The sequence below is a fragment of the Stenotrophomonas sp. 2YAF26 genome, assembly GCF_052114625.1.
GTDB classification, from domain to species: Bacteria; Pseudomonadota; Gammaproteobacteria; order Xanthomonadales; family Xanthomonadaceae; genus Stenotrophomonas; species Stenotrophomonas indicatrix.
In genome coordinates this window covers 58,015-72,798 of sequence record NZ_JBFRFC010000006.1, presented here as the reverse complement: position 1 = coordinate 72,798, position 14,784 = coordinate 58,015, and the positions used below count along the sequence as shown (strand labels likewise).

Genomic DNA, 14,784 nt, shown 5'->3' with positions numbered 1-14,784 from the left:
CCCCATGCATATTGAAGTGACCGGCCATGGGCCGGACCTGGTACTGATCCACGGCTGGGCCCTGCAGGGCGGCGTGTTTGCGCCGCTGGTGCAGCGCCTGGCCGATCGATTCACGCTGCATCTGGTCGACCTGCCCGGCCATGGCCACAGCCGCGACGACAGCACCCCGCTGCGCCTGCCGTTCGTGGTCAACGCCATTGCCGCGGCCACGCCGCCGGCGGTGTGGTGCGGCTGGTCACTGGGTGGTCTGTTTGCCCTGCATGCGGCGGCCACGCTGCCGAAGGTGCGCGGGCTGGCGATGATCGCCGCCACGCCGCGCTTCGTGCGCGGTGATGACTGGCCGCATGCGGTGGAGCCATCGGTATTCGAGCAGTTCGGTCGTGACCTCGCGCAGGACTTCAGTGGCACCCTGGAACGTTTCCTGGCCCTGGATGTGATGGGTTCGGCGCATGCCCGCGAGGAACTGCGCACGCTGCGCCAGCGCCTGGTCGAACGCGGAGCGCCCACCGAACGCGCGCTGCGCGAGGGCCTGCAGCTGCTGGAAAGCACCGACCTGCGTGGCGCCCTGCCCGCACTGGGCAAGCCCAGCCTGTGGATTGCCGGCCAGCGTGACCGTCTGGTCTCGCCGGCGGCGATGCAGGCCGCTGCCGCGCTGGCGCCCGGGGGGCAGTCGTTGACCGTGGGTCATGGCGGCCACGCCCCCTTCCTCGGCCACGCCGATGACGTTGCAGCCGCCCTGCAACACTTCGTTGCCGGCCTGTCACCGGCCGATGGCGGACAATGAGCCTTCCTAAGCTTGTGCAGGACTGACGCATGGATCTGGGCATTTCCGGCCGCTGGGCACTGGTCTGCGGCGCCAGCAAGGGGCTTGGCCTTGGCTGCGCGCGCGCATTGGTGCGCGAAGGCGTGAACGTGGTCATCGTCGCCCGCGGTGACGCTGCGCTGCAGGCCGCGGCTGAAGAACTGCGTACGCTGCCCGGTGCCGCTGAAGTGCATGCGATCGCCGCCGACGTCACCACCGAGGCGGGCCGCGCCCAGGCGCTGGCCGCCTGCCCGCAGSTCGATATCCTGGTGACCAACGCCGGCGGCCCGCCGCCGGGCGACTTCCGCACGTTCGAGCGCGACGACTGGATCGCCGCGCTGGACGCCAACATGCTGGCGCCGATCGCGCTGATCCGCGCCACCGTGGACGCGATGATCGAGCGCGGCTTCGGCCGCATCGTCAACATCACCTCGTCATCGGTGAAGGCACCCATCGACGCGCTGGCGCTGTCCAACGGCGCGCGCAGCGGCCTGACCGGCTTCGTCGCCGGGCTGGCGCGGCGCACCGTCGTCCACAACGTCACGATCAACAATCTGCTGCCCGGCCAGTTCGATACCGACCGCCTGCGCGCCAACTTCGCCCACGCCGCCGGCCAGGACGGGGACGTGCAGGCGGTGGCCGAACGCCGCCGCCAGCAGATTCCCGCCGGCCGCTTCGGCACGCCGGACGAATTCGGCGCCGCCTGCGCCTTCCTGTGCAGTGCACAGGCCGGTTACCTCACCGGGCAGAACCTGCTGATCGACGGCGGCGCCTACCCCGGTACGTTCTAAGAGACTTCTGCAATGCCGTCCCACTTCGATGCCCGCCATGTCCGCCGCGCCTTCGCCCGCGCCGCCTCCAGCTACGACGCTGCCGCCGCCCTGCAGCGCGAGGTGCAGTCGCGGCTGCTGGAATCGCTGGACTACCTGGAGGCGCGCAAGCCCGAGGTGGTGCTGGACATCGGCGCGGGTACCGGCCATGCCAGTGCGCTGATGAAGAAGCGCTGGCCGAAGGCACAGGTGATCGCGCTGGACGTGGCACTGCCGATGCTCGACCAGGCCAAGCGCCAGGCCGGCTGGTGGAAGCCGTTCCAGCGCCTGGCCGCCGATGCCACGGCGCTGCCGTTGGCCGACAACAGCGTCGATGTGATCTTCAGCAACCTGTGCCTGCAGTGGGTGGACGACCTGCCAGCGGTGTTCGCCGGTTTCCGCCGCGTGCTCAAGCCCGGTGGGCTGCTGGTGTGTTCGACGTTCGGGCCGGAAACGCTGGTCGAGCTCAACGAGGCCTTCGCCGCCGCCGATGACCGCCCGCACGTGAGCCGCTTCGCGCAGATCGCCCAGTTCGGCGATGCGCTGATGATGGCCGGCTTCCGCGATCCGGTTCTGGACCGCGACCTGTTCACCCTGACCTACGACGACCTGCCCTCGTTGATGCGCGAGCTGCGCGCGATGGGCGCGACCAACGCACGGGTCGATCGCCGCCATACGTTGACCGGCCGGGGGCGGTTCGCGGCCGCAGCGGCGGCGTACGAGCCGATGCGCCGTGCCGATGGCAAGCTGCCCAGCAGCTGGGAGGTGATCTACGCCCATGCCTGGGCACCCGACCCAGGCGCGCCGATCCGCGAAGGTGGGCATGACATTGCTTCCGTGCCGGTGTCGGCGATCCCGATCCGGCGCAAGCAGACCTGATGCCGGCACGCGATCCGCACTGGTAGATGCCGACCTTGGTCGGCGCTGTGCTTCCCGTGCCGACCAAGGTCGGCAATTACCAACAGCAGGTCCCGGCCGGCCCCATTGCACGCCTGCGCTCAGGTATTGGCCGGTGAACTCAACGGCGGCCGCACCAGGTCGCGGTGGAAGAAGTAGATCTCCTGCACCAGGAAGCGCCAGCTGGTATGGAAGCTGCGGAAGCGCGTGCTCGGCGTTGACGAGGCCAACGCCTGGATGCCCAGCGCCTTGCTCAGACGCAGCGCGCGCGCCATGTGCAGCGGGTCGCTCACGATGATCACCGAATGCAGCTTGCGCTGGTCCATCAGCCGCTTGGCCTCGACCAGGTTCTGCACGGTATTGCGCGAGGCGGTCTCGATGAGGATCGCCTCATCGGGAATGCCGTGCTTGAGCGCATAGCGCCGGGCCACCTGCGATTCCGAGAAGCGCGCACCGGTGCCGCCGTAGCCACCGGTGAAGATCAGCAGTGGCGCGTAGCCGGCGTCGTACAGATCCAGGCCGTGGCGGATGCGCTCTTCAAACACCGGCGAGGGCTTGGCATCGTAGGCCGCCGCGCCCAGCACAATGATYGCGTCCGCCTTGGCCGCCTGGTCACGTTCGCCGACCCAAACGATCCAGGCGGTCACGCCCAGCAGCCAGATCACCAGCAGTACGAACAACCGCCACACCCAACCGAGCAGGCCGGTACGTTCGCGATGGCGGCCGCGGCTCATGGCGCTCCCCAACGCAGGGCAGGCAGATCGACATTGCCGCCGGACAGCACCAGTCCAACGCGCAGGCCGGCGAAGCGCGCAGGCTGCGCAAGGACCGCCGCCAGCACGATCGCCGAGGACGGCTCGACCACCTGCTTGAGCACGTCCCACAGCAGGCGCATCGCCGCCACGGTGGCGGCATCGTCAACCACGATGACCTCGGCGCCCGCGGCCTGCAGCAGCGCGAAGTTGGGTGCGCCGATCAGCGTGCGCAGTCCGTCGCAGATCGTGTCCGGGGTAAATGCCTCCTGGCGCTTGCCGGTCGCCAGCGAACGGGCGGTGTCATCGGCACCGGCCGGCTCGGCCAGCACCAGCCGGGTGTCCGGGCTGGCGTGCTGCAGGGCCAACGCGGTGCCACTGGCCAGGCCACCACCGCCCACCGGCACCACCAGCACGTCGAACGGACCCTCGCTGTGCAGCAGCTCCAGCGCGGCCGTGCCCTGCCCGGCGATCACCGCGGGGTTGGTGTACGGATGGACCAGAGTGGCGCCGGTATCGGCCTGCACCCTGGCGCAGGTGGCCTCGCGGTCGGCAATGGTGGCCGGGCAGCGCCAGAGAGTGGCGCCATGCCGGGCAATGTTGGCCAGCTTGGCGGCCACCGCCCCTTCGGGCACCACCACATGGCAGGGAATGCCCCGTGTGCGGGCAGCCAGCGCCAAGGCGGCGCCGTGATTGCCGGAGGAATGGGTTACCACGCCGGCACTGGCGTGATCGGCATCCAGCGACCACACCGCATTGCACGCACCGCGGAACTTGAACGCGCCGCCACGCTGCAGGTGCTCGGCCTTGAACGCCAGTTGCGCACCGGCCAACGCGTCCAGCGTGCGCGAGCGCAGCACCGGGGTCACGCTGGCATGGGGCGCGATCCGCGCGGCGGCGGCGAGGACGTCATCAGCGCGGGGCAACAGTGAATCGCTCATGACGCAAGATTAACGTATGGCTCCGCGCTGGCGAGGGCGCCATCGGTCATGCCAGCATGCAGTCCTACACCGCCATTCATCCTGGCCGGCGGAATTAAGGGCTGATTCAACGCCGGCGGCTGAAGCTGCCTGCATACCCGTCCTCTGGGGGGACCCATCATGAAAACGCGCCTGATGCTTGCCGGTGGCCTGCTGCTGGCCCTGACCGGTTGCACCACTTATGACTATGTCGGTGGCCGCAGCGGTGGCTACTACCACGGTGCGCCGTCGGTGGAGTACCGCTACCCCTATGGCTACCCGGCCGACTACGGCTATCCGTATTACGGCGGTGGTGGCTATTACGGCTATGGCGGCCCGTACTACCAGCGGCCGATCTACCGCCCGCCGCACCACAACCACCGCCCGCCACCGCGTCCCGGCAACGGCGGCGAAAACCGCCCGCCACCGCCGCCGCGCCAGAACAATGGCGGCTCGCCCTGGCGCAACATGGATTCGATGCGTCGACCGCCGCAGCCTGCACAGCGGGTCGAGCGCCCCTCGCCGCCGCCGCAGGCGCGTCCGGCTCCGGCTCCGCGTGCGCCGAGGATGAACAGTTCCCCCTGGCGTGCCATGGATCGTGAGAGATAGCGCACAGTTGACGCTTGTTCCATCTTGCATTTCACACGGTCCAAGCCTCAATCTACGCAGGTGGTGACGGCCAGCGTCACAAAGTGACAAAAGCGTTAAGGGCCCGTCCCAAACAGCTCTGCGTCGATATCCGACAGGAACATCTGGATCCCCCCTGTTCCGGCCCTGTCGGATGTCGGCACCTTTAAAGACGAACGGCCCCGCACTGCGGGGCCGTTTGTTGTTTGGGACACCAGGGCGCGCGGGCAGTAGATCCACGCCATGCGTGGATGCCGCGTTCCCAGCCGCCCCAAAAAACAGGGCCGGACAGTCCCCCGACTGCCGGCCCCTCTGCTTCCCCACCGTGCGCCTGTACCGGCCCCTGTTCCAATTCCGGTCACCAGCGCCTGCGGCGCCAGCCACGGTGGGTGCTATTGGGTTATCTGCAAAAATCCTGCCAACTTTAGGGTTGATTTCGACGCCGGCCGGCCGGCGCCAACGTCCCTGCCTCGATTGGCGCTAAAATCGCCACCCCGGCGCCGCCTCCGGCTGCGCCTGCCCCTTGCTGAACAGCCCCCATGATCGATTCCTTCCATCGTTACGACGTCATCGTCATCGGCGGTGGCCACGCCGGCACCGAGGCCGCGCTGGCTGCGGCCCGTACCGGCGTGCGCACCCTGTTGCTGACCCACAACATCGAAACGGTGGGAGCGATGAGCTGCAACCCGGCCATCGGTGGCATCGGCAAGGGCCATCTGGTCAAGGAAATCGACGCCCTCGGCGGTGCGATGGCGCATGCCGCCGACCGCGCCGGCATCCAGTGGCGCACCCTCAACGCCTCCAAGGGCCCGGCCGTGCGCGCCACCCGCTGCCAGGCCGACCGCAACCTGTACCGCATGGCGATCCGCGCCATCGTCGAGGGACAGGCCAACCTGACCGTGTTCCAGGCGGCGGTGGATGACCTGGTCATCGAGGGCGACCACGTGCGCGGGGTCATCACCCAGACCGGCCTGCGTTTCGATGCCGAGGCCGTGGTGCTGACCGCCGGCACCTTCCTGGCCGGCAAGATCCACGTCGGCCCGACCCAGTACGCAGCCGGCCGCATGGGCGATCCGCCCGCCACCACGCTGGCCGCACGCCTGCGCGAGCGGCCGTTCCAGGTGGATCGCCTGAAGACCGGCACGCCACCGCGCATCGACGGCCGTTCGCTGGACTACAGCGTGATGGACGAGCAGCCCGGCGACACGCCGCGCCCGGTGATGTCCTTCCTCGGCTCGGTGGATGAGCATCCGCAGCAGGTCAGCTGCTGGATCACCCACACCAGCGAGCAGACCCACCAGATCATCCGCGACGCCCTGCACCGCTCGCCGCTGTACAGCGGCCAGATCGAAGGCATCGGCCCGCGCTACTGCCCCTCCATCGAGGACAAGGTGGTGCGCTTCGCCGAGAAGGCCAGCCACCAGATCTTCGTCGAGCCCGAAGGCCTGGGCATCGTCGAGATCTATCCCAACGGCATTTCCACCTCGCTGCCGTTCGACGTGCAGCTGGAGATGGTGCGCAGCATCCGTGGTTTCCAGAACGCGCACATCACCCGCCCCGGCTATGCCATCGAGTACGACTTCTTCGATCCACGCGGGCTGAAGGCCTCGCTGGAAACCAAGCTGGTCAACGGCCTGTTCTTCGCCGGCCAGATCAACGGCACCACCGGTTATGAAGAAGCTGCCGCACAGGGCCTGCTGGCCGGCCTCAACGCCGCTCGCCAGGTGCGTGGCCTCGAGGGCTGGTGCCCGCGTCGCGACGAAGCCTACCTCGGCGTGCTGGTGGATGACCTGATCACCCACGGCACCAACGAGCCGTACCGCATGTTCACCAGCCGCGCCGAGTACCGCCTGCAGCTGCGCGAAGACAACGCCGACCAGCGCCTGACCCCGGCCGGCCGCGACATGGGCCTGGTCGATGATCGTCGCTGGCGTGCCTTCGAAACCAAGCAGGCTGCCGTGGCCGCCGAGCGCACGCGCCTGGGCGCGCTGTGGGCCACGCCGGCCAATGCGCTGGGCCGCGAAGTGCAGGAAACGCTGGGCGTGGCGGTCAGCCGCGAAACCAACGTGCTGGACCTGATCAAGCGCCCGGAACTGGATTACGCGCAGCTGATGCGGGTGCCCTCGCTCGGCCCGGCCGTGGCCGATGGCAAAGTGGCCGAACAGGTGGAGATCGGGGTGAAGTACGCCGGTTACCTGGATCGCCAGCGCGAGGAGATCGAGCGCCAGCAGCGCCATGAAGCAACGCCGATTGCCGGCGATTTCGACTACGCCATCGTGCGCGGGCTGTCGGCCGAAGCGCTGCAGAAGCTCGAGCGCGTGCGTCCGCAGACCATCGGCCAGGCCCAGCGCATTCCGGGCATGACCCCGGCGGCGATCTCTCTGCTGCTGGTGCACCTGGAGCGCGCACGGCGCGGACGCGTGGCATGAAAAAACGGTAGTGCCGGCCGCTGGCCGGTAACCCGATACACCTTCGGCAGAACCTCTGCGGGTGCCGGCCMGCGGCCGGCACTACCGGCGGGGCTGCTTCCTGCACGCGGTATCATCATCGCGATTGCCCTGTTCTTCCGGAGATGCCGATGACCCCGCTGCGCCCCTTCCGCGACAAGATGCCGGTGCTCGGCCAGCGCGTGTATGTCGATCCGGCCTGCACGATCATCGGCGATGTCGAACTGGCCGATGACGTATCGATCTGGCCGGGCACGGTCATCCGTGGCGACGTCAATTTCGTGCGGATCGGTGCACGCACCAATGTGCAGGACGGCACCATCATCCACGTCAGCCACCACAGCCCGTACAACAAGGCCGGCTACCCGACCCTGATCGGCGAAGGCGTCACCGTCGGCCATGGCTGCATCATCCACGCCTGCAGCATCGGCGATTACAGCCTTATCGGCATGGGCGCATGCATCCTCGACGGTGCCCGGGTCGAGCGCCATGGCTTCGTCGGTGCCGGTGCGGTGGTCGGCCCCGGCAAGGTGGTGGGCGAAGGCGAACTGTGGGTGGGCAACCCTGCCCGTCCGGCGCGCACGCTCAGCGACAAGGAGATCGAGTCGCTGCACTATTCGGCCGACCACTACGTGCGGCTGAAGGACGAATACCTGGGCTGAGGCCGCCTCGCCAATGGCCGGGCTCTGCTAAAGTCTGGGCCCGACCAGGAACCGTCGAGACCCCCATGCCCGTGGCTGCACGCCGGAGAGGACTCCAGCGCCCACTTCGGCGGCCATCGCGCTGATGGCCGCGCCGATGCTCGATACCTACCGCGAGGTGGTAACGCCGGAAGGCGTGCCGCTGCAGTTGCCTGCGGCCGGCCCGATGCCGCGTGCGCTGGCCTGGCTGATCGACCTGGCCGTCCGCTTCGGCGCGCTCACCGCGCTGTCCATTCCGCTGGCCCTGCTCGATGAGTTCGGCCGCGGCCTGTACATGGCGCTGATGTTCCTGCTGATGTGGGCCTACCCCATCGTCTGCGAAGCGCTGTGGGGCCGTACCCTCGGCAAGCGCGTGCTGGGCCTGCGGGTGCTCGCGCAGGATGGCGCACCGGTGGGCTGGATGGCCTCGATCACCCGCAACCTGCTGCGCACCGTGGACATGCTGCCTTTCGGCTACGCACTGGGCCTGATCAGCAGCCTGTTCGATCCGCATGGCCGCCGCCTGGGCGATCTGGTTGCCGGCACGATGGTGGTGCATGCACCGCCGCATTACCTGCCGCCGCCGGCCACCATCGACAGCGCGCTGGCGCCGCCGCAACCGCTGCGGCCGGAGGAACAGGCGGCGGTGATGGCCTTCGCCGAGCGCGCGCCACGCCTGTCACCCGCACGCCAGCAGGAACTGGCCGGCATCGCCGAGCCGTTGACCAGCGCGTCCGGCCAAGTCGGCGTGCTGCGCCTGTATGCAATGGCCAACTGGTTGCTGGGACGACGATGAAGCAGGAGCAGTTCGTCGCCCGCCATCAACAGGAATGGCATGACCTGGAGCAGTGGCTGCAGCATCGCGCCGGTGCCTCACGTCGGCGCCGGCGCAGGCCGGGCGCGGAAGAAGCCGGCGATGTCAGCTTCCCGCAGCGTTACCGACGGCTGTGCCAGCAGCTGGCGCTGGCCCGCGAACGCGGCTACAGCCCGCAGCTGGTGCAACGCCTGCAGCAGTTGATGCAGCACGGCCATGGCGTGCTGTACCGCACGCCGCCGACCCGCTGGCGGCGCGCGCTGGAATTCCTGGTTGCTGATTTCCCGCTGCTGGTGCGCAGCCAGGCGCGCAGCATGTGGGCAGCGCTGGCGATGTTCGCAGTGCCGGCGCTGGCCTGTTTCGTGCTGGTGCAGGTGTACCCGGACAGCATCCACCTGCTGATGGACAACGGCCAGATCGCCGAGATGGAGCGCATGTACGATCCATCCGCCGAGCGCCTGGGCCGCGACAGCGGCACCGACTGGATGATGTTCGGCTACTACATCATGAACAACATCAGCATCGCCCTGCGCACCTTCGCCAGCGGCCTGCTGGCGGGGTTGGGCACGTTGCTGGTGCTGTTGTTCAACGGCATCACCATCGGCGCGGTCGCCGGCCACCTGCAGCACATCGGCCATGGCGGCCCGTTCTGGCGCTTTGTGGCCGGCCACGGAGCGTTCGAACTGACCGCGATCGTGATTGCCGGCGGCGCCGGCCTACAGCTGGGCATGAAACTGCTGGCTCCCGGGCGGCGGCGACGCCTGGATGCGCTGGTCGAAGGCGGGCGCATCGGCGCGCGGCTGTGCCTGGGCGTGGCCTTCATGCTGCTGCTGGCCGCGTTCGTGGAAGCGTTCTGGTCCTCCATCGCCGACATTCCTGCTGCAGTGAAGTTCAGCGTGGCCGGGGTGCTGTGGGCCGGCGTGCTGCTGTGGCTGTGGCGCGGTGGACGCGGAGGTGGCCATGCGGATTGACCATCTGGACGTGGTGCTGCGCGCGCGCAGCAGCTGGGAAGCGATGGAGCTGGGCAGCGCGCTGGCCCGCCGCCACGCACGCGGTGTGTGGGGCAGCTGGCTGCTGGCCAGTGCGCCGTTGTTCGTGCTGTTCAATGCACTGGCCTGGTGGCTGGATGCCTTCGGCTGGGCGTGGCTGGCGATGTGGTGGTGCAAACCGTTGTTCGAACGCGCACCGCTGTACGTGCTCTCGCGTGGCATCTTCGGCGAACGGGTCGGCCCGCGCGATGCGCTTCGCGCGCAGCGGCAGTGGGGTGGCAGCGGCTTCTGGGGCTACCTGGGCTGGCGTCGTTTCAGCGGCCTGCGCAGCCTGTGCCTGCCGGTCAATCTGCTGGAGGGCAACGCGCCCACACACCGCGGCGCTCGCCGGCGTGCAGTCGCTGCCGGCGCCGCGGGCCCTGCGCTGGTGCTGGCGCTGATCTGCCTGGCATTCGAGCTGGTGCTGGTGGTGGGCGCGATCGCCACCCTCTTCATCTTCATCCCGCTGGAACTGCTGCCCGAATCCTGGCGCGCAGCGTGGGCGATGGTCAGCGTGGAGGCGCCTGCGTGGGCCAAGCTTGGCCTCAACCTGTTGTGCTGGCTGGCGGCGGCGCTGATCGGGCCGTTCTACGTGGGCGCCGGCTTCGGCCTGTACTTGAACCGACGCACGCAGATGGAAGCCTGGGACGTGGAAATCGCCCTGCGCCGCCTGCGCGAACGCCTGCTGCCGGTCGCCTCTTCGTTGGTGCTGCTGTTGTGCCTGGCGCTGCCGTTGGCGCCCGTGCACGCACAGGACGCCGACACGCCGGACGCCGCGCAGACCGCCACGGCCAACGCCGATGAAGACGAAGAAGCGGAAGACGCTGAAGAAGCCGAAGAAGCGGCCACTGCGGAAAACGATCCGGCCAATACACCGGCGGTGATCTTCGGCGACACGCCGGTGGATACCGCTGGCTTCCGCCAGGCCGTGAACCGCGCCTACGAAGATCCGTTGCAGCGGCCGACGCGGCAGGTCAGCCGATGGAAGCCGATCGAAGACGCCGCCGAAAAAAAGAAAGACAAGAAGGATCTGCAGAAGGACAGTAGCAGCGACACAGACCGCAAGGCGCGCAAAAGCGGCCAGCTGTGGCTGGCACGGATCGCCGAATGGGGCCTGTGGGGGCTGCTGGGCGTCCTGCTGTTGGTGTTGCTGTTGACCGCGCGGCTGTGGCTGCCGTGGTTGCGCGGTTCCGGCCGCCGCAAGCAGAAGCAGGCACCGCAGATCACCGAAGAGCAGGTGGAAATGCCGGTGGTGCTGCCGCCGGATGTGGCGACCCAGGCCGGCTTGCTGTGGGACCAGGGACGACCGCGGCAGGCGCTGGCCCTGTTGTATCGCGCCAGCGTACGCACGCTGGTGGAGCGCACCGGCATCGCCTTGCCGCCCGGTGCGACCGAAGCACAGTGCCTGCGTGCCTCGCGGCGCATGACCGACAGCACCGACCGTGAACTGTTCGCGCGCATCGTGCGCATGTGGCAGTACGCCGCCTACGGTGGGCGCCTGCCCAGCCGCAGCGATTTCGATGCGTTGGCCAGCACCCTGCGCCAGCAGTACGGGTGGCAGGCATGACGCCGCGCCTGTTCTGGTCATTGCTGCTGGGCGCCCTGGTCCTGCTCGGCGTGCCACTGACGATCCTGTTCCTGCGCACGCACGAAAAGGTGACCGAGACCGTCGTGCTGCCGCCACAGGGCGAAGCCAGCTACAACCCACTGTATGTGCTGGGCCAGGCCCTGCGCGCCGACGGCATCGAGGTGCAGTCCCGACAGCGGTTGGACCTGGCACAGATGCCACTGGCCGCCACCGATACGCTGGTGTTGCTGCAGGACACCGCCGACATGCCGCCGCGCACTGCGCAGGCACTGCTGGACTGGGTGGATACCGGCGGCCATCTGCTGCTGCGCACGCAGCCTCCGGCCGAGGACGATGCCAGCAGCACGCAGGGGCCCTTGCTGGACAGGATCGGCGTGGACAGCCTGTTCCATGACAGCGACTGCCAGCCCTTCCATGTGGTCGATGATCCCAGCCATGTCGAGTTCTGTGGAGGCCGGCGCTTCAGCCTGGGCTTCCAGGCCAACGCCACGGCCGAGCGCCGATGGGGCGGCAACGAAGGACTGGTATTCGCACGCCTGCCGCACGGCAAGGGCCGCATCGACGTGCTGGCGGACATGGACGTCATGCGTGGTGAAGCACCGAACGCGTCGACGCGCCGTCGCCCTGTCGACGTCGATGCTGTTGCCCGCGATGGCCTGCACGACCTCTCGCACCGCGACCTGACCCGCTACCTGCTCGACCCCAACTATGGGCGGGGCACGGTCTGGCTGGTGTACGGCAGTCGCCCGCCCTCGCTGGGCGCGCGCATCTTCTACCAGGGCTGGCCGCTATGGGTGCCGCTACTGCTGGCGATCCTCGGCTGGTTGTGGTCACGCGCGCAACGCTTCGGCAGTGCCCTGCCCGCCCCGGTGATCGAGCGCCGTTCGTTGCTGGAACACGTGCGCGCCAGTGGCGAACTGCTGCTGCGCTTCGGTCATGGCGCGCGCCTTTACCAGGCCGTGCAGGCGCTGTTCCTGCATCGCCTGCGCCTGCGCGCACCCGTAGCGGCCGCACTCGACGGTGCTGCGCGTGACCAGGCCATCGCCGCGGTGCTGCAATGGCCGATCAGTCGTGTCACCAGTGCACTCACGCCGCCTTCGCCGCAAGATTCCTCCGCCCTGCGCGAGCGCATCCGCTTGCTGCTCCAGATGAGATCCCTGCTATGACCGATGCCCCTGAACTTCCGGCGGCCGCCACCGCCCGCCTGATCGAACGCGTCGACGCCATCCGCCAGGCCGTCGGCCACGCCTTCATCGGCCAGGCCGATGTGCTCGACCAGATCCTGGTCGCCCTGCTGGCCGGTGGTCACGTGCTGATCGAAGGCGTGCCCGGCCTCGGCAAGACCCTGCTGGTGCGCGCGCTGGCGCAGGCACTGGAGCTGGACTATGGCCGCGTGCAGTTCACCCCCGACCTGATGCCCAGTGACGTCAGCGGGCATGCGGTGTACGACCCGAAAAGCGAGAGCTTCAAGATCCGCCGCGGCCCAGTGTTCACCAACCTGCTGCTGGCCGATGAAATCAACCGCGCCCCGGCCAAGACCCAGTCCGCGCTGCTGGAAGTGATGCAGGAAGGCCAGGTCACCATCGAAGGCAAGGCCTTCACCCTGGCGCCGCCGTTCATGGCGCTGGCCACGCAGAACCCGCTGGAACAGGAAGGCACCTATCCGCTGCCGGAAGCGCAGCTGGACCGCTTCCTGCTGAAGGTGCTGATCGACTATCCGCAGCTGGAAGACGAGAAGCGCATGGTCGCGGCGATCACCAGCGGCCGTGCCGCCAGCGATTTCGACCTGAGCCAGGTGCCGCGCGTACTCGGAGCCGGTGAACTGCTGGCATTGCAGCAGGCCACCGCCGCGATCACCGTCGATGATGAAGTGATCGACTACGCGGTGCGCATCGTGGCCGCTACCCGGCAGTGGCCGGGCATCGCCGTTGGCGCCGGCCCGCGTGGCAGCATCGCCCTGGTGCGTGCATCGCGCGCGCAGGCGGTGCTGGCCGGGCGTGATTTCGTCACCCCCGATGATGTGCGCGACATCGCCCGCCCTGCCCTGCGCCATCGCATTGCGCTGGCACCGGAGCTGCAGATCGAAGGCCAGGATGCCGACGACGTGCTGGGTGCGCTGCTGGCCAAGGTGGAAGCGCCGCGCCGATGAGGCCTGCGCCGCTGCTGCTGGCGTTGCTGTTGGCCTGGGCCGTGCTGGGAGGCGTGGTGCTGGGCGGCCTGCTGCCGCGCTGGAGCTGGACCGTGGCCGGCACATTGATTGCCGTGCCGGCACTGGTTGATCTGTGGCGGCAACGACGTCGGCCGTCGCCCAGCGTCGAACGTGACGTGCCCGAGGCGCTGGCACTGGGCGTACGTCGCGAAGTCGGCCTGCGCCTGCGCAGCGAACAGAGCATGCACGTGCACGTGTTCGATCTGGTGCCGGGCGGTTGGCCACTGGAATCGCTGCCACAGCGCGTGCAGTTGCGGGCCGGCCATGTCAGCTCGCTGCATTACCACGTGCAGCCGCAGCAGCGCGGGCGCTTTGCCTTCGAGGGCGTGCAGCTGCGCATCCGCTCGCCGTGGCGGCTGTGGTGGCAGCAACGCACGCTGCCACCGGCGCTGGAGGTACGGGTCTATCCCAACTTCGTGCCGCTCACCCGCTTCGCACTGTTCAGCGCCGACCAGGCTTCACGCTTGGTGGGTGCGCATGTGAAGCGCCGCCGTGGCGAAGGCACCGACTTCCACCAGATGCGCGAGTACCGCATCGGCGACAGCCTGCGCCAGCTCGACTGGAAGGCCACCGCACGCGCGCGCAAGCTGATCTCGCGCGAGTACCAGGACGAGAAGAACCAGCAGCTGCTGCTGATGCTCGACAGCGGCCGGCGCATGCTGGCCAGCGAAGGCGGGCTCTCGCATTTCGACCATGCTTTGAATGCCTCGCTGGTGGTGGCCTACCTGGCCCTGCGCCAGGGCGATGCCGCTGGCCTGTTCGCCGTCGGCGGCGAGCGCCGCTGGGTGGCGCCGCAGCGCGGCATGGGCACGGTGCAGCACCTGTTGCGCGCCAGCTACGACCTGCAGCCACAGGCGGTGGCCACCGATTACCTGGCCGCCGCCACCGAAGTATCACTGCGCCAGCGTCGGCGCGCGCTGGTGATGCTGGTCAGCAACGTACGCGATGAAGACATCGAAGACCTGCTTGCTGCCGTGCGCCTGCTGCAGCGACGCCACCTGGTGTGCGTGGCCAGCCTGCGTGAGCGCGAGCTGGATGCTGCGCTGGAGGGTGAGGTGCATACGGTTGAGGATGCCGCGCAGGCCGGTGCCGCCGCGCTGTACTTGCAGCAGCGCGCGCAGGCGCATGACGCAACCTCATGAACGTCAGCAGCGCCCTGCAGTTGCCGGCCA

13 protein-coding genes and 1 pseudogene are annotated in these 14,784 nt (G+C 68.6%); 12 read left to right on the top strand and 2 right to left on the bottom strand.

What is annotated here, in order from left to right:
* The first annotated feature begins 4 nt into the window (after positions 1-4).
* The 3 genes from bioH to bioC are packed head-to-tail and all read left to right on the top strand — an operon-like array spanning position 5 to position 2,490.
* Positions 5-784 carry a pimeloyl-ACP methyl ester esterase BioH gene (gene bioH, locus AB4Y98_RS08525; protein WP_049465784.1) on the top strand — a complete coding sequence of 260 codons (780 nt, stop codon included), beginning with the start codon at positions 5-7 and terminating at the stop codon, positions 782-784.
* 29 nt (positions 785-813) lie between these two features.
* Positions 814-1,593 carry an SDR family oxidoreductase gene (locus AB4Y98_RS08520; RefSeq protein WP_442244150.1) on the top strand — a complete coding sequence of 260 codons (780 nt, stop codon included), beginning with the start codon at positions 814-816 and terminating at the stop codon, positions 1,591-1,593.
* Between the two features lie 12 nt (positions 1,594-1,605).
* Positions 1,606-2,490 carry a malonyl-ACP O-methyltransferase BioC gene (bioC, locus tag AB4Y98_RS08515; protein ID WP_140225319.1) on the top strand — a complete coding sequence of 295 codons (885 nt, stop codon included), beginning with the start codon at positions 1,606-1,608 and terminating at the stop codon, positions 2,488-2,490.
* A 119-nt stretch (positions 2,491-2,609) separates the two neighbouring features.
* On the opposite strand, the gene AB4Y98_RS08510 is transcribed toward bioC, so the two are convergent.
* The gene (locus tag AB4Y98_RS08510) at positions 2,610-3,242 is read right to left on the bottom strand and encodes a YdcF family protein (RefSeq protein WP_025877503.1); all 633 of its coding nucleotides are present in this window, start codon (positions 3,240-3,242) and stop codon (positions 2,610-2,612) included.
* Entirely contained in the window at positions 3,239-4,201 is a 963-nt protein-coding gene (locus AB4Y98_RS08505) for a pyridoxal-phosphate dependent enzyme (protein ID WP_363733840.1), read from the bottom strand. Before AB4Y98_RS08505 ends, AB4Y98_RS08510 begins: the two co-directional genes overlap by 4 nt.
* 159 nt (positions 4,202-4,360) lie before the next feature.
* Between AB4Y98_RS08505 and AB4Y98_RS08500 the strand changes: the two genes are divergently transcribed.
* The 9 genes and pseudogenes from AB4Y98_RS08500 to AB4Y98_RS08460 all read left to right on the top strand — a co-directional run.
* Positions 4,361-4,828 carry a hypothetical protein gene (locus AB4Y98_RS08500; RefSeq protein WP_313251341.1) on the top strand — a complete coding sequence of 156 codons (468 nt, stop codon included), beginning with the start codon at positions 4,361-4,363 and terminating at the stop codon, positions 4,826-4,828.
* Positions 4,829-5,385: 557 nt separating this feature from the next.
* Positions 5,386-7,275 (top strand): tRNA uridine-5-carboxymethylaminomethyl(34) synthesis enzyme MnmG, encoded by a 1,890-nt coding sequence (gene mnmG / locus AB4Y98_RS08495; RefSeq protein ID WP_080149610.1) that lies wholly within the window; start codon positions 5,386-5,388, stop codon positions 7,273-7,275.
* Between the two features lie 149 nt (positions 7,276-7,424).
* Entirely contained in the window at positions 7,425-7,955 is a 531-nt protein-coding gene (locus AB4Y98_RS08490) for a gamma carbonic anhydrase family protein (protein WP_059065523.1), read from the top strand.
* Between the two features lie 124 nt (positions 7,956-8,079).
* Positions 8,080-8,769 carry an RDD family protein gene (locus tag AB4Y98_RS08485; protein WP_032976856.1) on the top strand — a complete coding sequence of 230 codons (690 nt, stop codon included), beginning with the start codon at positions 8,080-8,082 and terminating at the stop codon, positions 8,767-8,769.
* On the top strand, positions 8,766-9,758 hold the full coding sequence (locus AB4Y98_RS08480) for a stage II sporulation protein M (RefSeq protein WP_032976855.1): 993 nt from the start codon (positions 8,766-8,768) through the stop codon (positions 9,756-9,758). Before AB4Y98_RS08485 ends, AB4Y98_RS08480 begins: the two co-directional genes overlap by 4 nt.
* Positions 9,748-11,382: a DUF4129 domain-containing protein gene (locus AB4Y98_RS08475; RefSeq protein ID WP_442244149.1), complete on the top strand. Its 1,635-nt coding sequence runs from the start codon at positions 9,748-9,750 to the stop codon at positions 11,380-11,382. Before AB4Y98_RS08480 ends, AB4Y98_RS08475 begins: the two co-directional genes overlap by 11 nt.
* A complete protein-coding gene (locus AB4Y98_RS08470; RefSeq protein WP_442244148.1) occupies positions 11,379-12,569 on the top strand; it encodes a DUF4350 domain-containing protein in 1,191 nt (396 codons plus the stop codon). The genes AB4Y98_RS08475 and AB4Y98_RS08470 overlap by 4 nt, the downstream gene beginning before the upstream one ends.
* Positions 12,566-13,552 (top strand): AAA family ATPase, encoded by a 987-nt coding sequence (locus AB4Y98_RS08465; RefSeq protein ID WP_089237639.1) that lies wholly within the window; start codon positions 12,566-12,568, stop codon positions 13,550-13,552. The genes AB4Y98_RS08470 and AB4Y98_RS08465 overlap by 4 nt, the downstream gene beginning before the upstream one ends.
* Positions 13,549-14,745, top strand: a pseudogene (locus tag AB4Y98_RS08460) (DUF58 domain-containing protein); the annotation flags it as partial. The gene AB4Y98_RS08465 and the pseudogene AB4Y98_RS08460, both read left to right, overlap by 4 nt.
* Positions 14,746-14,784: the final 39 nt, after the last annotated feature.